The sequence below is a fragment of the Bradyrhizobium septentrionale genome, assembly GCF_011516645.4.
Lineage (GTDB): Bacteria > Pseudomonadota > Alphaproteobacteria > Rhizobiales > Xanthobacteraceae > Bradyrhizobium > Bradyrhizobium septentrionale.
Genome location: NZ_CP088285.1, coordinates 879,465 through 899,745, shown reverse-complemented (window position 1 = coordinate 899,745; position 20,281 = coordinate 879,465). Strand labels below are relative to the sequence as shown.

17 protein-coding genes and 4 pseudogenes are annotated in these 20,281 nt (G+C 60.1%); 10 read left to right on the top strand and 11 right to left on the bottom strand.

The annotated features are described in order from the left end of the window. Positions 1 to 175: 175 nt before the first annotated feature. A complete protein-coding gene (tnpA, locus tag HAP48_RS50710; protein WP_166214459.1) occupies positions 176 to 613 on the top strand; it encodes an IS66-like element accessory protein TnpA in 438 nt (145 codons plus the stop codon). Positions 614 to 636: 23 nt separating this feature from the next. Here tnpA (HAP48_RS50710) and tnpC (HAP48_RS06180) read toward each other — a convergent pair whose 3' ends face one another. Genes tnpC (HAP48_RS06180) through tnpA (HAP48_RS06170) form a run of 3 tightly spaced genes read right to left on the bottom strand, consistent with a single transcriptional unit; the run spans position 637 to position 3,096 of the window. Beyond that, entirely contained in the window at positions 637 to 2,310 is a 1,674-nt protein-coding gene (gene tnpC / locus HAP48_RS06180; protein WP_166205228.1) for an IS66 family transposase, read from the bottom strand. 46 nt (positions 2,311 to 2,356) lie between these two features. Then, positions 2,357 to 2,704: an IS66 family insertion sequence element accessory protein TnpB gene (gene tnpB / locus HAP48_RS06175; RefSeq protein ID WP_063676425.1), complete on the bottom strand. Its 348-nt coding sequence runs from the start codon at positions 2,702 to 2,704 to the stop codon at positions 2,357 to 2,359. Further along, positions 2,701 to 3,096 (bottom strand): IS66-like element accessory protein TnpA, encoded by a 396-nt coding sequence (tnpA, locus tag HAP48_RS06170; protein ID WP_166204038.1) that lies wholly within the window; start codon positions 3,094 to 3,096, stop codon positions 2,701 to 2,703. The genes tnpB (HAP48_RS06175) and tnpA (HAP48_RS06170) overlap by 4 nt, the downstream gene beginning before the upstream one ends. 81 nt (positions 3,097 to 3,177) lie before the next feature. On the opposite strand from tnpA (HAP48_RS06170), the gene tnpB (HAP48_RS06165) reads away from it, so the two are divergent. The 8 genes and pseudogenes from tnpB (HAP48_RS06165) (at position 3,178) to HAP48_RS06130 (ending at position 12,934) form a co-directional block, all read left to right on the top strand. Further along, positions 3,178 to 3,525: an IS66 family insertion sequence element accessory protein TnpB gene (gene tnpB / locus HAP48_RS06165; RefSeq protein WP_166204419.1), complete on the top strand. Its 348-nt coding sequence runs from the start codon at positions 3,178 to 3,180 to the stop codon at positions 3,523 to 3,525. Between the two features lie 94 nt (positions 3,526 to 3,619). Continuing rightward, positions 3,620 to 5,155, top strand: a complete 1,536-nt coding sequence (gene tnpC / locus HAP48_RS06160) for an IS66 family transposase (protein WP_175612385.1) — start codon at positions 3,620 to 3,622, stop codon at positions 5,153 to 5,155. Positions 5,156 to 5,206: 51 nt separating this feature from the next. Next, positions 5,207 to 6,148 (top strand): annotated as a pseudogene (locus tag HAP48_RS06155) (IS630 family transposase). Between the two features lie 389 nt (positions 6,149 to 6,537). Next, a complete protein-coding gene (locus HAP48_RS06150; RefSeq protein ID WP_166214460.1) occupies positions 6,538 to 7,374 on the top strand; it encodes an SDR family NAD(P)-dependent oxidoreductase in 837 nt (278 codons plus the stop codon). 254 nt (positions 7,375 to 7,628) lie between these two features. After that, positions 7,629 to 9,383, top strand: coding sequence for a nif-specific transcriptional activator NifA (nifA, locus tag HAP48_RS06145; protein ID WP_029084978.1), 1,755 nt, complete (start codon positions 7,629 to 7,631; stop codon positions 9,381 to 9,383). 577 nt (positions 9,384 to 9,960) lie between these two features. Then, positions 9,961 to 10,803 carry an electron transfer flavoprotein subunit beta/FixA family protein gene (locus HAP48_RS06140; RefSeq protein ID WP_166214461.1) on the top strand — a complete coding sequence of 281 codons (843 nt, stop codon included), beginning with the start codon at positions 9,961 to 9,963 and terminating at the stop codon, positions 10,801 to 10,803. A 243-nt stretch (positions 10,804 to 11,046) separates the two neighbouring features. After that, positions 11,047 to 12,162 (top strand): GFA family protein, encoded by a 1,116-nt coding sequence (locus HAP48_RS06135; protein ID WP_165125944.1) that lies wholly within the window; start codon positions 11,047 to 11,049, stop codon positions 12,160 to 12,162. Between the two features lie 97 nt (positions 12,163 to 12,259). After that, positions 12,260 to 12,934 carry a 2OG-Fe(II) oxygenase gene (locus tag HAP48_RS06130; protein WP_029084981.1) on the top strand — a complete coding sequence of 225 codons (675 nt, stop codon included), beginning with the start codon at positions 12,260 to 12,262 and terminating at the stop codon, positions 12,932 to 12,934. Between the two features lie 445 nt (positions 12,935 to 13,379). Here the strand turns inward: HAP48_RS06130 and HAP48_RS06125 are convergent. Both HAP48_RS06125 and HAP48_RS06120 read right to left on the bottom strand, forming a co-directional pair. Continuing rightward, positions 13,380 to 13,724 (bottom strand): annotated as a pseudogene (locus tag HAP48_RS06125) (hypothetical protein). Continuing rightward, a pseudogene (locus tag HAP48_RS06120) lies at positions 13,724 to 14,002 on the bottom strand (transposase); the annotation flags it as partial. The pseudogenes HAP48_RS06120 and HAP48_RS06125, both read right to left, overlap by 1 nt. Positions 14,003 to 14,140: 138 nt before the next feature. Between HAP48_RS06120 and HAP48_RS06115 the strand changes: the two are divergent. Further along, on the top strand, positions 14,141 to 14,578 hold the full coding sequence (locus tag HAP48_RS06115) for a hypothetical protein (protein WP_166202962.1): 438 nt from the start codon (positions 14,141 to 14,143) through the stop codon (positions 14,576 to 14,578). Here HAP48_RS06115 and tnpC (HAP48_RS06110) read toward each other — a convergent pair whose 3' ends face one another. From tnpC (HAP48_RS06110) to HAP48_RS06085, 6 genes and pseudogenes are all read right to left on the bottom strand, one after another. After that, on the bottom strand, positions 14,579 to 16,162 hold the full coding sequence (gene tnpC, locus HAP48_RS06110) for an IS66 family transposase (RefSeq protein ID WP_166215215.1): 1,584 nt from the start codon (positions 16,160 to 16,162) through the stop codon (positions 14,579 to 14,581). 99 nt (positions 16,163 to 16,261) lie between these two features. After that, positions 16,262 to 16,612: an IS66 family insertion sequence element accessory protein TnpB gene (gene tnpB / locus HAP48_RS06105; protein ID WP_166202960.1), complete on the bottom strand. Its 351-nt coding sequence runs from the start codon at positions 16,610 to 16,612 to the stop codon at positions 16,262 to 16,264. After that, positions 16,609 to 17,010, bottom strand: coding sequence for an IS66-like element accessory protein TnpA (gene tnpA / locus HAP48_RS49945; RefSeq protein WP_166202958.1), 402 nt, complete (start codon positions 17,008 to 17,010; stop codon positions 16,609 to 16,611). Before tnpA (HAP48_RS49945) ends, tnpB (HAP48_RS06105) begins: the two co-directional genes overlap by 4 nt. 103 nt (positions 17,011 to 17,113) lie before the next feature. Beyond that, positions 17,114 to 17,947 (bottom strand): annotated as a pseudogene (locus HAP48_RS06095) (IS5 family transposase); the annotation flags it as partial. Between the two features lie 306 nt (positions 17,948 to 18,253). After that, complete coding sequence (locus HAP48_RS06090) at positions 18,254 to 19,060, bottom strand: glycoside hydrolase family 12 protein (protein WP_166214462.1); 807 nt, start codon at positions 19,058 to 19,060, stop codon at positions 18,254 to 18,256. A 684-nt stretch (positions 19,061 to 19,744) separates the two neighbouring features. Further along, positions 19,745 to 20,092, bottom strand: coding sequence for a transposase (locus HAP48_RS06085; protein WP_224496933.1), 348 nt, complete (start codon positions 20,090 to 20,092; stop codon positions 19,745 to 19,747). Positions 20,093 to 20,281: the final 189 nt, after the last annotated feature.

Genomic DNA, 20,281 nt, shown 5'->3' with positions numbered 1-20,281 from the left:
GGTCTAGCTTGAATCGATTTGGGTTTCCCAAATCGGAAGGCTTCTGATTCAACATGCTGGCTGGGAAGGAGGCCAGCATGGATGGGACGTACGCATCCGGCGGGCGCCGTCTTGTCTGACACGCTGTAATTCGCCAAGCGTGTGACCTTAAGTCTAGCTTTAAGGTCATCGGGCGATGCGGGTCGAGGTTTTGGGCGGGCTGGAGCGTCGGCGGCGTTGGTCGCAGGATGACAAGGCACGGATTGTCGAGGAGACGTTGGCGCCGGGCGCAAAGGTGACAGCGGTTGCACGTCGCAACGGAGTAGCGGCCAGCCTGGTGTTCACCTGGCGTCGTCAAGCGCGGACATCCGAGCAGGTCGCACCGTCTTTTGCGCCGGTGCAGATCGCCGCCACGGAGGCGGAGGAAACTCCGAAGCTCTTACCTGCGGGTGATAGCCGAGGGCGGTCTGTAGTGGCCGCGCGTACTGGATTGATCGAGATCGACCTCGGTAACCGGCGACGGATCCGAGTGGATTCGCACGTCGATCCAGAAGCGCTGGCGCGGGTCCTCGAGTACGCATACGACGGAGGCCGCCTGATTGACGCATGCGCGCGGGCACGGCGAGGTCTATGATGGCATTGGGTGAAGGGTGAAGGTCAGGCGGCCTGCTGATTGGCTGGCTTGTCGGCCTGGCGCAGGAGCTTCCATTCCCAGGGCAAGAGCTCGTGCAGACGCGATGCGGGATGATCGGCGATACGGGCCAGGACGTCGGCGAGCCAGGCCTTGGGATCGACGTCGTTGAGGCGACAGGTCGTGATCATCGTCAGCATGATGGCGGCACGGTCGGCGCCGCGTTGGCTGCCGGCGAAGGTCCAGTTGCGCCTTCCCAAGGCGATGCCTCTCAATGCGCGCTCAGCGCAATTGTTGGTCAAGCAGATCCTGCCGTCGTCGAGGAAGCGGGCGAAGCCGTCCCAGCGCCTGAGCATGTAGTTAATCGGCTTCAGGACCTCGGAGGAACGCGAGAGGGTTTCGCGCTCGCGGAGCAGCCAGGCATGCATGTCCTCGAGAAGTGACTTACTCTGTTCCTGGCGAGCGGCACGCCGCTCGCCGGCACCGCGGCCGTTGATGGCGCGCTCGATCTCGAACAACGTATCGAGGCGTCTGACAGCCTCCAGCGCGATCGGGGAGACCGGTTTGCCTTTCTTGCCTTCCCGAGCATTTTTCTCGATATCAGCCAGCTCGAAGAAGCCCCGCCGCGCATGGGCCACGCAAAACGCCGGCGTAATCGGCAGCGCCTTCTTCTGCGGGTCGAACAGCGGCTCGAAGCCGCTGTAGCAATCCGCCTGCAAGATGCCGGCGAAGGCGGCCAGATGTCTCTGTGGATGCTCGCCTCGTCGGTCGCTCGAGGCGTAATAGACCGCTGCCGGCGGCGCAGGCCCGGCGAACGGCCGGTCATCCCGCACATAAGTCCAGATCCGCCCGGTCGTGCACTTGCCCTTCGCCAGAATACGGATGGTGGTGTCGTCGCCATGAAGGCGCTCGGCAGCGAGCACGTGGCGTTCGATCAAGTGGAAGAGCGGCATGACGGCGAAGGTCCCGTGGCCGACCTGGTCGGCCAGCGTCGACAACGGCAGGTCGATCCCCTCGGCCTTAAAGCGCGCACTCTGGCGGTTGAGCGGGATATGCATGCCGAACTTGTCGAACAGGATCGTCGCCAGCAATTGTGGGCCGATGAAGCCGCGCGGCGTGGCATGGAACGGCGCGGGCGGCTGGCTGATCTTCTCGCAATCGCGGCAGGTGAACTTCTCGCGTACCGTCTCGATCAGCTTGAAGCGGCGCGGGATCTCCTCCAGCGTCTTGGTCACATCCTCACCGATCTTCGCCAGCCGCGATCCACCGCAGCAGGCGCAGGTCGTTGGAGTCTCAATGACGACGCGCTCGCGTTCGATATCGTCAGGCCATGGCTTGCGCACCGGCCGCTTGCGCATGAAGGGGCGGACGTTCTGCGTCTTCGCCGCTGCGGCCTGTGCGGCAAGCTCATCCTCGCTCGCCGTGGTGACGAGTTCTTCGAGCTCCAACTCCAACTGCTCGAGCAGCCGTGCCGAGCGCTCGGATCGCTGCCCGTGCAGTTCGCGTTTCAGCTTCTCGATGCGCAACTCGAGATGAGCGATCAGCGCCTCGGTATCCGACAGTTTCGCCTGCGCATTCGCGGCTTGCGCCTGCCAGTTGGCGGCCTTCGCCTCGGCTTTCTGTCGCGCCTCACGCTCGGCCTGCAGCGCCGCCAGGGCACTGACAAGGTCCGATGGAAGATCATCCGGCTTCGATATCATGGAGCCATTGAATCAGATCGAGCAGCAGATTCAAACCGTAAAACGACTATCCGACCCGCGTCGGACGCTGGGTTTCTTGAGGGTTGCGCCAATCGATCCCGGACAACAGATAGCTCAACTGCGCCGGAGAGATCGTTACCGATTCACCAGCAACCGATGGCCAGATGAACCTGCCTCTCTCGAGTCTTTTGGTGAACAAGCAGGCGCCCTGGCCATCGTGCCAAATGACCTTCAATAGATCACCGCGTTTGCCCCGGAAGCAGAAAAGACCGCCGCCCATGGCGTCGCGCTTGAGCACTTCCTGCACGCGCAGAGCCAGGCTCGGAAAGCCGCACCGCATGTCGGTATGGCCCGTCGCCAGCCACACCCGCACGCCCGTCGGGATCGGGATCATCGGCGCGCCAGGCCCCGAGCAATTCGAACGACCGCCTCGATATCCGCACCGGGGCCGAAGACCACGCGCAGCCCCTGAGGGCTCACGATTTCGATCTGACCTGTCTCGACAGCTTCCGTCGTTGGCGGCGTACTTGCCGCAACTATCGCAGGGACGAATGTCGGGCCGATCGAATCCTCTTCGGCCGGATCATGACAGGTCCAAGCCTTGCGCCAGCTCAGCAGAAGCTGACGTGATATCCCATACCGGCGAGCCGTCGCCGACACCAGTCGTGGCCCCGAGAAGCTCTCCTCTACGATTCTGAGCTTCTCCGCACGCGTCCAGCGTCGCCGCCGACCGGTCTCCACCAAATCCATGCGGCTCAGCACCGCACTGTCCTTATGTACGTCCATAAGGACAGTCAGCTACAGATCGGAAAAACTCGCAAGACGGCCGCCCTCGGACGGATACGTCCTCGAGGTACTTGAGCGCCGATGATTGCGATACCGGGTAATGTGCGGGTGTGGCTTGCGACCGGCCACACCGATATGCGCCGCGGCTTCCCGAGCCTCGCGCGTCTGGTCCAGGAGAGTTTGAAGCGTGATCCGCATGCCGGTGATCTCTATGTTTTTAGAGGCCGCCGCGGCGACCTGATCAAGATCATCTGGCATGATGGCCAAGGCGCGTGTCTGTTCACGAAGCGGCTGGAGCGAGGCCGCTTTTTGTGGCCATCAATGGCGGATGGCGTTGTGACGATCAGCGTTGCGCAGCTATCCTATCTCCTCTCCGGAATTGATTGGCGGATGCCGCAGGCAACCTGGCGTCCACGGGCTTCCGGTTAAATCGAGCGGGATTTTTTGCGACGAATATGGTTGATTCGTCCTCGTGACGACGCCCGCCGATCCGCTTCCCACCGACCTTGCCGCAGCACACGCGATGATCATTGCGCAGCGCGAGCAGCTGACGCTGGCGAAGAGCGAGGTGACCGTCGGCCGGCTGGAGATCGAGCGGCTGAAGCTGATGCTGGCCAAGGCACGGCGAGAACAGTTCGGGCAATCTTCTGAGCGCGGCAAGCTGCTGGTCGAGCAGCTCGAACTCGCCATCGAGGATCTTGAAGAGACCCAGGCTGAGCAGGAAACCAAGGCCGAGCTCGCAGCGCCGGAAGCCGCCAAACAGCAGCGCGTGCAAAATCCACGGCCGCCGCGACGTCCGTTGCCGGACAATCTACCGATCGAACGCATCGTCGAACCCGCTCCTTGCGTATGTGGCAAGTGCGGCAGCGAGCGACTGCACAAGCTCGGCGAGGTGGTATCGAAGACCCTGGAATGTGAGCCACGGCGCTGGAAGATTATCGAGCATGTCCGCGAAAAGTTCTCCTGCCGGGATTGTGAGGCAATCACCGAGGCGCCGGCGCCCTCCCATCCGATCCCGCGAGGCTTTGCCGGGCCGAGCCTGCTGGCGATGGTGCTGGTCAACAAGTTCCTGCTGCACCAGCCGTTGAACCGACAGAGCAAGACCTATGCCCGCGAAGGGATCGAGATCGACGTCTCGACCCTGGCGGATCGGATCGGCGCCTGCGTGGTGGCACTCGATCCCATCATTGAGGCGATCCGGATCCACGTCATGAGCGCGGAACGCATCCACGGCGACGATACGACGGTGCCGGTGCTGGCCAAGCTCAAGACGGTTACCGGCCGGATCTGGACCTATGTTCGCGATGACCGGCCGTTTGGCGGCACGGATCCGCCGGCGGCCCTGTTCTACTACTCACGCAACCGGGCTGGAGAACACCCGCAAAGCCATCTTGCCGGCTATGTCGGCCTCATGCAGGCCGATGCCTTCGATGGGTATAACCAGCTCTACAAGGCCCAAAGGAAGCCAGCTCCGATCCTTGAAGCGGCCTGTTGGAGCCACGGCCGCAGAAAGTTCTTCGACTTGGCGAAATCTGGAGAGGCGCCGATTGCCAGCGAGGCCGTGCGACGCATCGATATCCTTTTCGAGATCGAGCGCACCATCAACGGCAAAACGCCGGAACAGCGGCTTGCGGTACGTCGTGATAAGTCGAGGCCGATCGTCGCCGATCTCGAAATCTGGATGCGTCAGCAGCGAACCTTGCTCTCATCAGGCAACGATACTGCAAAGGCGATCAACTACCTGCTCAACCGTTGGGCGGCGTTCACCCGCTTCCTGGACGATGGTCGCGTCTGCCTCTCGAACAACGCTGCCGAACGAGCGTTACGCGGTGTGGCTGTCGGAAGACGAAATTGGACCTTCGCCGGTTCAGATGCCGGCGGCCATCGCGCCGCCGCCGTCTATACCCTGATCGAAACCTGCAAGATGAACGACGTTGATCCGCAAGCCTGGCTCGCGGATGTGTTGGCCAGGCTTCCAGATCACCCCGTCAACAAAGTCGCCGACCTGCTCCCGTGGAATTGGAAGGCGACCCAACAGTCCACAGCGGCTGCCGCCTGAGCGCCACGGCTGACCGGCGCGCCTGCCCGGGGTGCTGACCGGATGCGTACGATGGGACGAGCCTATTCGGACGACCTTCGTGAGCGGGTAGTGAGAGCTGTCATCAAAGGTGGCCTGTCGCGGCATCAGGCAGCGGCTCAATTTGGGGTGGGCATCAGCCGGCGATCAACTGGGTACAGCGCTTCCACGAGACCGGTAGCGTCAAGCCAGACCAGATCGGGGGCTATCGGCCAAAGAAGATTGCGGGGCCGCACCGCGAATGGCTGATGCAACGGTGCCGAACGATTTTACCGTGCGCGGGCTGGTGGCCGAACTCGCTGAGCGTGGCCTGAAGGTCGATTACCGCACGATGTGGGAGTTCGTCCACGCCGAGAAGCTCAATTACAAAAAAAGACGATGATTGCCGCCGAGCAGGATCGTCCCGATGTCACCCGTCGGCGGGCGCAGTGGACCAAGTATCGGGATCGGATCGATCCCACTCGGCTGGTGTTCATCGATGAGACCTGGACCAAGACCAATATGGCGCCGCTGCGGGACTGGGCGCCGCGCGGTCAACGTATCAAAGCCAAGGTACCGCACGGCCGCTGGCAGACCATGACCTTCATGGCCGCCTTGCGCCACGATCGCATTACCGCTCCGTGGTTCCTCGAGGGGCCGATCAACGGCGAAGCCTTCCTTGTCTATATCGAGAAGGTTCTGGTCCCGACCCTGCGGCACGGCGACATCGTCATCATGGACAATCTCGGCTCGCACAAGGCCCACGCCGTGCGTCGCGCCATCCGTGCCGCCGGCGCCCGGCTCTTCTACCTGCCGAAATACTCGCCTGATCTCAATCCGATCGAGCAGTTCTTCGCCAAGTTCAAACACTGGTTGCGCAAAGCCGCACAGCGAACCACCGAGGCCGTCTACGATGCTATCGCTCCGATCCTCGGCACCGTCTCACCGGCCGAATGCGCCAACTACTTCGCAAACGCCGGATATGACCAAAACTAAACTCATCACGCTCTAGTGACGGGCGAACCTGACGTATGAAGCTGGTTACGTCATGTTCTGTACAAGTTGATGCGGCTGTACATTGCGAAAGCGATCCTGACCGATAGTTGCTCGGACGAGAGACGCTGTCCATCCACTCGCTGGTCAGGCTGCGAGCCAGCAAGGCGGGGCGTGCTTTACGCCCTGATCGCGTAGCGCGGGCGAGTGCGCGTGCATTTTTGTAGGTGATAAGCCGTCGCTGTCGCGAAGCATACGCGCCTTGTCGCTAAGCCTCCAACTGTTACGCGAGCGCGACATTAGGACGCAAAAGCGGGGCGCGTTTGCGTGCATAGCGATGGCCCAAATCCTGCTACGTGTCCGCCGACGGCGCTACAGGATGGGAGGCTGGCGTGGGTCTCGATGTGCCAAATGACGATATGGTCGGAGGTCTGTTGTCTGCAACACAGTCGGGTTGTCCCGTGCATGCCTGCCACGCCGGCGTCCACCCGGGAGAAAAGAAGGCGATGTTGCTGACCGGCGCCTCACGCGGAATCGGTCACGCGACTGCCAAGCTGTTTTCGCAGGCGGGCTGGCGGATCATTTCTTGCGCGCGCCAACCGTTCGATCGCGAGCGGTGCCCGTGGGGGTCAGCGAACGAGGATCATGTCCAAGTCGATCTTGGCAATCATCGAATGCTGCCGCGCGTGATCACCGAGGTCAAGAAACGGTTGGCGGGCGCACCGTTGCACGCGCTGGTGAACAATGCCGGCGTCTCGCCGAAATCGTCCAATGGTGGCCGGCTAACGTCGTTGACGACCTCACCCGAAACCTGGATGAGGGTGTTCCATCTCAATCTGGTGGCTCCGATAATGCTGGCGCAAGGATTGTTTGAGGAGCTGAGGGCTGCGTCAGGATCGATCGTCAACGTGACGTCCATCGCGGGCTCGCGGGTGCACCCATTTGCCGGCAGTGCGTATGCGACGTCGAAAGCTGCGCTTGCAAGTCTGACACGAGAAATGGCCCACGATTATGCGCCGCATGGCATTCGCGTGAATGCGATCGCACCCGGCGAAATACAGACGAGTATGTTGTCGCTCGACACGGAAGCGCGTCTCGTGCCAAGCATCCCGCTGCGCAGAGTGGGAACACCCGATGAAGTGGCCAAGGTCATCTTCTTCCTATGTTCGGATGCTGCAAGTTATGTCACCGGCGCCGAGGTGCCGATCAATGGTGGGCAACATCTTTGAAACGGCGAGGCCCAGCAAGGTAGCTGATTTGAACCGAAGTAGTGGAACTTGCGTCTCACGCACGACGTTACGCACCCATTCCGCAAAAGCTGAGATCGAGGCCCTGTGAGTTACCCTCGTGCCATGAAAAGGTGTTACCCTCCTATGTCATCTCGTCAACACTTGGCGCTAGATCGAGCATGACATGCAAAGAAACGCTCGCAAACCCGAACAAGGTGCCAGGGGAGGACGATCAGAACAACGGAGACATCGTTATGCTGCATATCGCATCCACACGCGAAAGACCTAACTCACAGTCAGAGACGGAGCGCGAGGTTTCGGTCGAACCGCTGTGCGAGAGCGCTCTGACCGGCATCTTCGAAATATCAAGGGTGCTCACTGCACCTTGCCGGCTCGAAGTGACATTGGCCAAAGTGGTCGATCTTCTGCAATCGTTTGTGCAGATGCGACACGGCATCGTTTCACTCTTCGACGATGAAGGGATGCCGGACATCGCCGTGGGAGCCGGCTGGAGCGAGGGTAGTGACGAGCGCTACCGGATGCACTTGCCGCGGAAGGCGATCGATCGGATCGTCGCGACGGACACACCCCTGATCGCCGAGAATGTGGCAGTCGAGCCGGCGTTCAGCGCTGCGGACCTGCAGGTGCTCGGCGCCACAGACAATATGCCGGTGTCATTCATCGGGGTTCCAATTCGTATTGATCCGAAAGTCGTGGGTACGCTGACGGTTGATCGTATTCGGAACGACGGGTCGAGCCAACAACTTGACTACGACGCGCGGCTGCTCGGCATGATCGCCAACCTGGTCGGGCAGACAGTTAAGCTGCATCGCCTGTTCGCCTGTGACCGCGAACGACTGATGGTGGAGAAAGACCGGCTGCAAAAGCAACTGTCAGAGCTTAGACAGCCCGCAAGGGAGCGCAAGAAGGTACCGATCCACGGGATCATCGGCGACAGCCCGGCGCTGCGCGGGCTGCTCGAGAAGATCGCGGTCGTCGCTAAATCGAACAGCACCGTTTTGCTTCGCGGTGAATCCGGTACTGGGAAGGAACTCGTAGCCAAGGCCATTCACGAGTTGTCGTTGCGTGCCAAGCGGCCCTTCATCAAGCTGAATTGCGCGGCGCTCCCTGAGACAGTTCTGGAGTCCGAATTGTTCGGTCACGAGAAGGGTGCCTTTACCGGCGCGTTCAGCGCGCGCAAAGGGCGCTTCGAGCTTGCCGACAAGGGCACGCTGTTTCTTGACGAGATCGGTGAAATTTCGGCCCCGTTCCAGGCGAAGTTGCTGCGAGTTCTGCAAGAGCAGGAGTTCGAGCGCGTCGGCAGTAACCAGACCATCAAGGTGGATGTTCGTGTCATAGCTGCGACCAATAGGAATCTTGAAGAGGCTGTGGCGAGGAGCGAGTTCCGCGCAGACCTATATTATCGCATCAGCGTAGTTCCCTTGATGCTGCCAGCGCTGCGCGAAAGGCGAAGTGATATTCCGTTGCTTGCCAGCGAGTTTCTGAAAAATTTCAACAGCGAGAACTGCCGTACGCTGAGCTTTGAGGCGAGTGCGATCGATGTGCTGATGAACTGCGGATTTCCAGGAAATGTCCGCGAACTCGAAAATTGCATCCAGCGAACAGCCACCCTGGCCGCCGGGCCCTCGATCGTGAGAAATGACTTTGCATGTTGCCATGGCCAGTGCCTTTCCGCGATGCTCTGGAAAAGTACATCGGATGAGATGACAGTCCAGCCTGCACCAACCATGCCAATGCCGGCGAGTCCTGTCACACCCGTGACTGAGGCGGACGCGCCGCTGCCGTCTGTTGGCAGCGAGTTGGCCTCACTGGGGCCTCCCGGCACAGTCCTCGTAAGCGGCGCGAAGATTGCCGATCGCGAACGGGTCATTGCCGCCATGGAAAAATCCGGTTGGGTTCAAGCAAAGGCAGCGCGCTTGCTCGGACTTACTCCGCGCCAGATCGGCTACGCGTTGAGGAAATACGGAATCGAGATCAAGCGATTTTGAGAAGGACACAGGAGCCGGAGTTGCGATCATCACATTGAGGCAAATAGCCGTGGCAGGTTAATCGTCGATGGTTTCGGGGGGGCTGGTCTACCCCTCCTCTGAGGACGGTCCTATCCACGGCAGGTTTTCATGATGGATAGAGACCCGGACAGGACTCGAGAGCTGTGAGCATGAGGTCGCTCGACCGGGAGAGAGGTCGGCTTGCGTTCGACGTGCAGAACACCACCGAGCGTCGATGCGTTCGGTCGTCGTGGCGAGCGGCTTGGTTGATCCATAGTTCAACCGAGATATCAAGCCAACGCCGGCTCGGACGGATTGTATCCGCATCTTGATCGTCTGGAGCAAAACCCACCTCGTTGAGGAGGAACTCTCCCGGGCCGGCTCAATTGCCGATCACGTCGCTCGAACAGCACTGTCGCAGTCGCGACGAGTGTCGACATTGCTTCGTCGGGAGCGTCGGGCGATATCGCCTGGCTCGCCTAAGCCTTTGTATTGTTGAGCTGATTCCGAAATCATGCGCGCTGGTACAACACTTGCTGTTCTTCTTCGCAGCTGTGGCAATTTATGGAGCTGAACTGTGCACAATGTCGTCTGCATTAAACAAGTTCCCGATTCTGCACAGATCCGCGTGCACCCGGTCACCAATACGATCATGCGCCAGGGCGTGCCGACGATCATCAACCCATATGACCTTTTCGCGCTCGAGGCCGCACTGGAGCTACGCAATCGGTTCGGCGGCAAAATAACCGTGCTTACAATGGGGCCGCCGTCGGCTGAAGACTCGCTGCGAAAAGCGCTGACCTTTGGCGCCGATCGCGCGGTACTGCTAACCGATCGTTGCTTTGCGGGCTCCGATACCCTGGCCACAACGTACGCACTGGCAACAGCCATTCGAAAGATCGACAAGGAATATGGCCGGCCAGATCTTATCTTTACCGGCAAGCAAACCATCGACGGCGATACCGCGCAGGTCGGGCCCGGCATCGCAAAGCGGCTAGGCGTGCTTCAGCTAACCTACGTCGCCAAGGTCAGGTCGCTTGATCTCACCGCACGCACAATTGAAGCAGAGCGGCGCTCCGAAGGTGGGGTCCAGGTTCTGCACACCAGGCTGCCCTGCCTGATCACCATGCTGGAGGCGACCAACCAGATTCGTCGTGGCGCCATGGCGGATGCCTTGCGCGCTGCGCGCGCCCCGATCGTGAAATGGAGCGCCCAGGATGCCGGCGTCGAGGACGTCTCAAAATGCGGTCTTAGGGGCTCGCCGACTGTCGTCAAGCGGGTGTTCGCTCCGTCCGCCCGCGCTGAGAAGGCGGCACTGGTTGAAGCGGCCGAACAACCAGCGCAAGCGCTGATCGACGCCATCTTCAAGCATCAACCGAAGCTAGAAACCGAACTCGCGGCGTTAGCCCGCAATGCTTGATCTCAACTGCGTTACTGCTTTCGAGTGACGCGTCGAGTCTGCCGGGTGCATCGTCGCCGCCATAATCAAATGGACATGTTTCCATCGATGCGATCATCAATAGGACCGAGCTCGTCATGCCGCAGTCTGTTGCCGTGAAGGTGCCGGCCCAGGGGAGTTTCACATGCATGGTCAACGCCATCATAGACCGCCTTCCCAACGAAATCGTTGATCAGTTGCGTCACCTTAATAGCTAGAGATCAAATGACGTCTTCTCGCGCATCTGAATTTGCACTGGATCAGCCTCCTCAGATCTCGGTCCATGAGTATTTGACACAGAAAGCGCGAGCGCTGTTCGGCCCCCATCCGTTCGCTGCGGCGATGTCAAAGGACCAGATTGTCAGCCTGATTCCTGAATACCTGGCGATGTCACAGGCGTTCCCATATCTGCAGGCAGGGTCCCAAAAGGACCTTGTATTCGCTGCGATGCATAGCAATCGCGACCTTCCGAGGCATGTTGAACTGACCAGCGTGGTCGCAAATTTCATCTGTTGGGATGAGACGGGTGGTCATAGCCGAGTTCTCCGGGCCGCCAACGCGGCGTTACCCGATATTCTGGCCACCGAACAGTTCCACTCGAACCTATTTAGAAAAGATGCATCGCGACGACTCGGTGGGGCAGTAAAACCCAACTATAGCCCCACAACAAAGCGATATCTGCATTCTCTGTATGCCGGGCTGTCATCGAAAGACCCCGTGGTGCGTTGCGCCTACATGGTCGCATTCGAACTGCATGCTGCGGAGATGATCCAGTCGCTATCGGCCACTGTGGTCAAGACCTTTGATGTGGAGGCAGACGATCTTGAGTACTTTCGGGTCCATGTCGTCGTCGAGGATCCAGCGGAAAAATATCACGGGGAGATGACAAGCCGCCTCATTGGCGAAATTGTCCCGGCTGACAGCAGTAGCCGTTTTTTCGATGAGTTTGATCGAGCCTATCGGCACAGCTTGGAGTGGTGCCGGGATCTGCTCGCAGGGTTTTCCCTCGAAGGCGATGGTGCCGAGATCCGCCACCATGGCCGCTGTCATTGTGGTTCTGTGAAATTCTACGTTCGAGCGCCGCGAGTGCTTTCCGCAGTGCGATGCAATTGCTCAATTTGCCAAATGTTGAAATTTTTACATTTGCTCGTGCCTGGCGACAAATTGGGCATTGAGTGCGGCGAAGAATTTCTCACTTCGTACCAGTTTAATAAGAACGTCGCTCGGCACACGTTTTGCCGGATCTGCGGCGTAAAGCCATTCTACAGGCCTCGATCCAGTCCTTCAGGATTCAGCGTAAATATTGGATGCTTGGATAAACGAACGATCGAAAGCGTATGAAAAGAGGATTTTGATGGCGAGCGTTGGGAGCAGGCCATCCACTCGATGCAGGGGGATAGCGAAGGATCCCTTAAGTCCGAACTTGGAGTAAACGCGAATGGCACGCGCAGTAAATGATAAATCCCGCCTGCTTGCAGAAGAGGCTCTCACAAAATACCGCATAGAGCTGTTGGTTAAGGGGACGGTCTTGATCGCCCCCCAGACCTTGTTCACCGATGATGACTTGGCAAGGGTCGATCAGCTGCAGACCGAGATTCCCGAAGAGGAGGAGGTGCGGGAAGGGGATGCCGGCGATTCACACAGTGTCTTTGTGAAACGCGTCAGGGTAGATCTGCCCGGCCGCCCTCCTAGCAATGCGCATGGTACAGCTCCAGCTCAAATCATCGAGTTACTCGAAAGGAAACACCGTCGCCTCTCGTTGAAAAAGATCTTAGGAGGATGGTCTGATTATGTGATTCGCCGCTGCCAAATGCATCGTATGCCGACCGGATCCTTTGTTGGCATCCATTTGGATGCTGAGAGCGACCCTGATTTCGAGTACGCCGTGATTGTTCAACTCACTAGAGAATTTGAGGGGGGTGAGTTTGTGGTATATCCTAGTGCGTACGAACAACACGTGTTTCGACCACCATTTGGAAGCGTACTTGTTACTACATGCAGGAACCGGCATGAGGTGAAGCCTGTGCACGCTGGGGAGCGTCGTTCACTAGTTTATTTCTGTTCAAAACGCAGCGGCGCGAACCGCCGGATCATCGAGAGCTCTACTAGTTAGCCGATGACAAGAGGTAGCTGGAGGGATCTGTGGATGCATTAAGTAACGGTCAGCTTGCCGGATGAGATCGGCAGAGCATCTCTTCGGGCAGATGTCCGTGAGCTCGTCATTGCTGTGCGCTACAGTGGAAGTGGCCAGATGGAGCCGGAAACCATGACGTTGGCGCCGTTCGCGAGTCGGTACGCGTGGACTGAAAATCTTCCAATCGCCGATCGGCCTAAATCAGGCTCAAGGCAATCGTGGTTCGGAACGAGCTCCATGGAACGGCCCTCGCTCACAGCGGCCCGTGCGGTAGGCTGGATAGCCGATAGCGCCGATGACATTCTCCGCTTGGATCCGCGAATCTGGTCTTCACAACCAATCTCCCACCAGAAGCCGCGCGTCTTAAAGCGCTGTATCACCTCGTGGGGCGTCCTGGAGAAGACCTGGCAGGCTGTTGAAGAACTCAGCCGCGTTCGCAAACGAAGGCTGAATCGTCGCCATTGTGTATGTAGAAGTGACCGACGAGCCTGCCCGCAGTGCCGATCATAGCTCATCCGCGACCGCAGGCGGGGTCATTCTCATCGTGCCCTTCCCATGAGAACTCCGCGCAGGCCGAACCGTCTCGCGCGCCGTAGCGGACATCGAGGAAGCCCTTCAGCGCACCGAAGGCAATTTCACCGTCGGACTTGCCCGTGAAGGTGAGATGCGCCTGTTTGACGAGGTCGAGGAAGTCGCCGTCCCAGTTGGCCATTTCGACGATGCGCCAACGGCCAGCAAAGGCCTTGGCGAAGCCGGGCACCTTGGCCATCAGCCGGCCTCCGCGATCAGCTTTGGCAGCCGCACCAGATTGTAGGCGGCGGCAGCGAAGGTAAAGGCCCATCCGACGCGTTCATGGCCACGGAAGCGGGTCTTCTCTTGCCCGGCGACCGTCTTGATCCAGCCGAATGCCTCCTCGATCCGCTTGCGGATGCGCTGGCTGGCGGCATAGCCGCCGTGCCGGGTCGTTCGCCCGTCGATCGCAGAGCTGCGGCCGCTGGTGTTCTGCGCAACATGCGGCGTCACGTTCATCGAGCGCAGCTCGTTGACGGTGAGCGTCACGAGAGGATCACGGGTGCCTGGGCTTGACTTGCGCGGAATGCTCTGGATAGCGCGGTCGGGATGATTGACGCCGCCGGCGCGCGGTGATGGGTTGATCCCGGTTCGGAGCGGGCAACGGGGATCAGAATGACCAGCGAGTCGCAGCTGCGCGAGAAGCTTCGGAAGATCGAGGCGTTGTTCGTGGGGGCCGGAACTGCTGGTGAGCGCCTTGCAGCGGAAGCCGCGCTGCAGCGGGTGCGGGCCCGGGTCGAGGAACTTGCTCGCCACGATCCACCGATCGAACAGCAATTCTCACTTCCCGACCAGTGGTCTCGGCACCTGTTTCTGGCGCTTTGCCGCCGATATGGGCTGCGGCCGTTTCGTTATCGCCGACAGCGACGTAACACGGTGATGGTCCGTGCGTCACGGGGCTTCGTTGATCGAGTCCTGCTGCCCGAGTTCACCGAGCTGGAGGGTGCGCTGCAAGTGTATCTGCACGAGGTAACGCTGCGCGTGATCCGCGAAGAGATCTACGACGACGCCAGCGATGCGCAGGAAGTTCCCGACGCCGTGCCGTCGAACTGATCAAGCGGCGAGCTTTGGCTCCGAACCATCGCGCTCGGCTTTCCAATTCCACGGCAGCAGCGTGTTCAGCTGATTGATCTTGGTACGTCCGGAGACGATGCGCTCGAGAACATCAGTAAAATAGTGCCGTGGGTCGATGTCGTGAAGCTTTGCGGAGTTGATGAGTGATGCGAGAGTGGCCCAGGTTTCGGCGCCGCCCTCACTGCCTGCGAACAGATAGTTTTTCTTTCCCAGCCCGATCGGCTTGATGCTGCGTTCGACCGTATTGCTGTCGATCTCGATGCGCCCATCATCGATGAATCGCGTCAGGCCATCCCAATGGTTGAGGGTGTAGCGGATCGCCTTGCCAAGGCCGGATTTCTTCGAGACTTCCAGCAGTCGCGCCTCGAGCCAGGGCTTGAAGTCCTCGATCAGCGGTCTGGTGTCGGATTGTCGCACCGCAGCTCGCTGCGTCGCCGGCAAACCGCGAATGCGATCCTCAATGGCGTAGAACATCGCGATCCGCTGCAGCGCTTCCGCGGCAATCGGCGATTTCGTCGCGATGTGGACGTCCCAGAACTTCCGCCGCGCATGCGCGAAGCAGAACGCCAGTTGTACCAGACGGCCGCCGTTTTTAATCAGCCCCTTGTACCCGGCGTAGCCGTCGACCTGCAGGATGCCGTCGTAGTCTCCAAACAGCTGCCTGGCGCGGATTGCCTTGCGATCCTCGGCGAACACGTAGACTACTGCCGGCGGCGCCGGGCCGCCCCACGGGCGGTCGTCGGTGGCGATCGCCCAGAACTGGCAGACTTTGGTTCTGCCACGGCCGGGATCGAGAACTGGCAGCGGCGTCTCGTCGGCAAACAGCCGCGGGTAGGACATCACTGCGCGGCGCAACAGCGCGTGAAGCGGCTTCAGCCACCAGGCGACGCGGCCCATCCACGAGGCCAGCGTTTGCCGGTCGAGCGTGATGCCTTGGGCGGCAAACATCTGTTCCTGGCGATACAGCGGCAGCTGGTAGCCGTATTTCATCACCGCGACGTGGGCCAGCAAGGCTTCCGTCACCATTCCACCGTCGATCGCCTGGGCCGGCGCGGGTGCCTGCAGAACACCCTGGCGGCATCCCCGGCAGCCGTACCGTGGACGCATGATGCGCTTGACCCGGTACTGCATCGGAATGACGTCGAAGGCTTCCTTGACGGTCTCCCCGATCTTGTGCAGCTGCTCGCCGCAGCAAGGGCAGATGTGGCTCTCGATATCGATCACGACATCGATGCGCGGCAAATGCTCCGGAAGCTTCCCCCGGTTGCGTCGCGCCGGTCGCTTTCCACGGCCCTCCGCTCCGTCAGGCAGCCTGCCTCCGGTCACGTCGTCGTTGGCGGCGGCACGAACCGCCTGTGCCCTGATGGTGAAGAGAGACAGCTGTCCGATATCCAGTGTCTCGGAGCGCGGACCGAAGATCGTGCGCTTGTACTGGGACAGGATCATCAGGAGCTTGTCGTTCTCCTGGATCGCAGCGTCGCGTTGGGCGATCGCTGCATCACGCTCGGTCGCCAGCGTGCTGCATTCCTCCGACAACGCCGCAAGCCGTGACGATAGCGTCATCACGGCTTGTCGGAGCAATGCTGGATCGGAAGGCAAATCACTCATGCAGAGCGATTCTACAACAACTCCGCATGAGTGACGAACGACTCTTGATAATGATCAACCAGCTCGCATCGGCTGATCCACAACTCGCATCGGCACACGCTTCCAGTCCGAGCCATCGAGCAGCACCGAGAGCTGAGCATGAGATAGCGACATGACGCCTTCCTTGATCGGCGGCCAGGTGAACTGCCCCTCGATTCTTTTGTAGTAAAGGACAAGGCCGCTTCCATCCCAAGTCAGGATCTTCACGCGATCTCGGCGCTTGGAGCGGAAGACATAAAGTCCGCCGTCGAACGGATCGGCTCCAAAGGCCTCGCTCACCAGCATCGCCAGCGAGTCCATGCCGCGGCGGAAATCGACCGGCTGCGTCGCAATCCAGATCGACAACCCAGCTCGAAGCCCGATCATCGACCAACCGTCCCGACCGCCGCCAGCACCTCGCACAGTGCCTCCCGGTCGACTGTCCCCCTGACACGGATGCGAATCGCGCCGACCTCGATCTCGATCGCCGCCTGCTCCTCACTCGGGCGCCCACAGCCGGTGATCGCGACCGGCACAAAGCCAGGTGGCATGCCTCTGTCCCCGCGCTCCGCGACCTGCGCCCGCGTAGCCTGGCGACGCCAGAGAAACAACAGGCTTGGACTGATGTCGTGTCGCCGCGCCACTGCGGACACGCTTGCACCCGGCGCAAAACTCTCCGCAACAATCGCCGCCTTCGCATCGGTCGACCAGCGCCGACGTCGGCCCGTCCCGGTGATGATCTCGACACGCTGCAGCGTGTCGGCGCCGTGTTCGAGGATAGGCATATGCCTATCCTTATCGCTATCCTTACGACTATCCTTTGACATTGTGACCTCGCGACAAACCATTCCGCGAGATCTTCCTAGCCGACCAGATCAACCCTCAGCGCGTGGTCTCCGCATGACGCTCACCGTTGACGAAGTCTTCTGCGTCGTAGGCTTTGTCGGCGCCAAGCGTGATCGCTGTCGGCCGGTCGGCACGCGGTTCGATCAGGTGCAGCGCGGCCACCCGTTCGGCATGCCCGTCGGCCCGCGTCAGGCAGGCGTCGACCAGCAGGCCGTGGCGGTTCTCCATCAGCCCATGCCCGATGAAGCACAGCTTCGTTTCCTTGTCCTTTCCCTTGCGGTAAAGCCTGGCATCCCGATCGGTGGTCGAAGCATGGGTGTCGTTCGAGCGCTTCTGGCCATGGAAGTCCGCTTCGGCATTGCGCCCGCCGCCTTGCGCCGGCGGCGCGCCAGAGCCTCTTCACGCTCTTCATCGAGGCCCAGGCCTCGATCAGCGTACCATCGACCGAGAAGTGATCGCTCGACAGCAGCTTCTTCACCTTGGGCTGCGCCAGCACCGCCGCGAGGAACTCGGCCGCGATGTCGCCTTCCAGCAACCGGTCGCGGTTTTTCGAGAACACCAAATGGTCCCAGGCTCCGTCGTCGACGCCAATTCCGACGAACCAGCGGAACAGCAGGTCGTATTCCAGCCGTTCGATCAAAAGCCGCTCCGAGCGGATCGAATAAACGCTTGCAACAGCATCGCCCGCAGCAGCTTCTCCGGCGGGATCGACGGCCGCCCAATCGGCGAATAGAGCGCGGCAAACTCGCGCTCCAGCGTCGACAGCGCCTCGTTCACGATCGTCCGGATCGCTCGCAGCGGATGGTCACGCCGCACCCGCGCCTCCAGATCGACGTAGCTGAACAGCTCGCCCGTTCGATTGTCGCCGCCGCGCACGCACCATCTCCGAATCTCGTCAGAGCCAATGAATCACGGTCGCTGGTCGGCGGCGAGCACCTTTTTCAATAGCCTGCTAGAGGCCTTGACCGCGAGGGCCGGCCGTCAAGCAGTCGACGCGAGTGATCCTTCCAGCGAAGCCATCACCGAACGCGTACAGAACGTCCGCGACATTTCATCAGGGGCTGGTGCGGCGGGAATGTGTCCATTACGGCCGCGAGCGAGCGGTAAGCGCAAGCTAAGGCCGTCAGCCAGCGTGGCTCATTGGCATAAGCGCAGCTCACCGTGCCGCCCGCACACGGATCTTCACTTCGAGGTCACAGACCAGTTGTTGAAATTGAAGTTCTTTCCCCCCGGGGACGAGGTAATCTCGACGCCGTATTGGACGCTACCGACGTTTATGTCGCCAAAGTACCCCTTCGACTTGATCCACTGCAGGATACTCTTGATGTCCACTGTCCCGCTGTTGGTCTTCGAAGTGCGCAGCAATGAGATGACCTTGTGACCATGGGGGCCTTCACCTTCAAACACGTTCCAAGTCGCTCCGCCTACATTGACATTGCTGTAGACCGGAATCGCCGCACCGGAAGGGGCATAATGATATGAAATGGGCTTAACGTTGCCGCTCCCGTCCGAGTTTCCGGTGTAGTTTGTCCAGAGCATTACCTCATGCTGGTTTGAGCTGTCCCAGATATCGTAGGCGACATCCCAGGCGCCGCCAGTAGGAACCTCCTGATTGAAGCTCGAGCTCAGAGTGTTGATTGAACTGAGCGGTTTCCCGATACTAAAAGCCTCGTGCGGATAGCTCTTGATGCCCGGCGTATTAGGCTGGTTCGACCATACGCTCCACCGGTTGACGCCACTCACCGAAATCGTCTGAGGCCCAGGGCGCGGACCCCATACGTCGTTGTTCCAAGAGTAGCCTTCGCGTGAAAAGCTTCCGTATGGAGCGCTCGAACTCCAAATCGGAGCCTGCGCCGTTACAAGCGCGGCAGATGATAATGACCCGGCTTCATTCGCGGCCTGCCTAAATAGATCATGATCCTCCTGTGTCCGGACGTACCCCGGTGGGGACCCTTGCGCGCCGCCACCGTTTATCCGATTGGAATCCATAAAGCTCTCCTTTCGATTATGATAACAAAGTCTCCTGCAGATCCGCCCAGCGGGTAGCCTAGTTCAGCATAGGCGGCATTGGCATCTAGAGACCGGGTTCGAATGCTAGGAAGGTTGGCTTTCGAGAAGCTGACGAGCTCGAGGAGAAAGGTGGAGCCGCGCCCGGGTTTGCCGTCTTTCGGATGACAACAGCCTGCTGAGACAGTGGCAACGATCCACTGGATGACTAGCCTAGTTCGAACATACTTAGAGCGAACGTCCAACAAAGAGTGTGGCGCTCTCGTTCGACTTACCGAAGTTCGCAAATTTATGGGTAATGCCGTGACTCCTTCTAAAGGTCGGATTCGTCTGGCTCGTTCATGGGGGGACTCTTATATCTCATAGCCAGACGGTCTAACCAGCGCTGGCGCGCAGTCAGTTGTTCGTCCGTGGTGGGCGACGGCTTTCGTCCACGCATGCCTCTACCCTCAATGCGAACTGACCGAAAGTAAGCGGCAAGGTGAGGCCGTAAGGCGGCCGCGTTCCATGGCATAAGCGCATCGATTTCGCTGCTCGGCCAGCCGTTGGCGAGCGCACGGTCGAACGGATCTGAGCCGGCATCGCGCACAAGCGCAACAAGGCCATGGATACCCTTGCGGAAGTCGACTGGATGGCTGGCGAGGAACACCTTCACACCAGAGGGGATCATGCCGAACGGGCCGCGCGGATCACCCGCTGCAAGTGCGCTTCGTCGATATCCACGCCGGCACGCACGACTACCTCGCCCTTGGCAATCTCGATCACTGCGCCTTCCACAGACGCCACCACAACCTCGCAACTCGAGTGCCGTGAGCGATAATGCCGCTCGGCCCGAGCATCAAGGCGCCAGGCGAACAGCTGCGGCGGGTGAATGCCAATCCGATGGGCGATCGCCGATACGCTCGCGCCGGGCTCCAGCGCTTCTGTCACAACTTGTGCCTCGAACTCGTCCGACCAGCGTCGGCGAAGCTGACGCGGCGCTCCCTCAAGACTGTCGGCGACCGCTTCGATCATATGGAAGGTTCTAGTTCCAGAATTAGGCGCAGACATAGAAGCCTTATCGGCTCACAAACTCAGCAGCCGATAGCCGATCGCTCACACCCTCCGCCAGATGGGGTCTCTTAGGCGCTTACGCGAGACGCTTGATGCGAACCATTCATGGATAAAGATGACCGAGGTTTAGCTCATGCGCGGTGACATCGT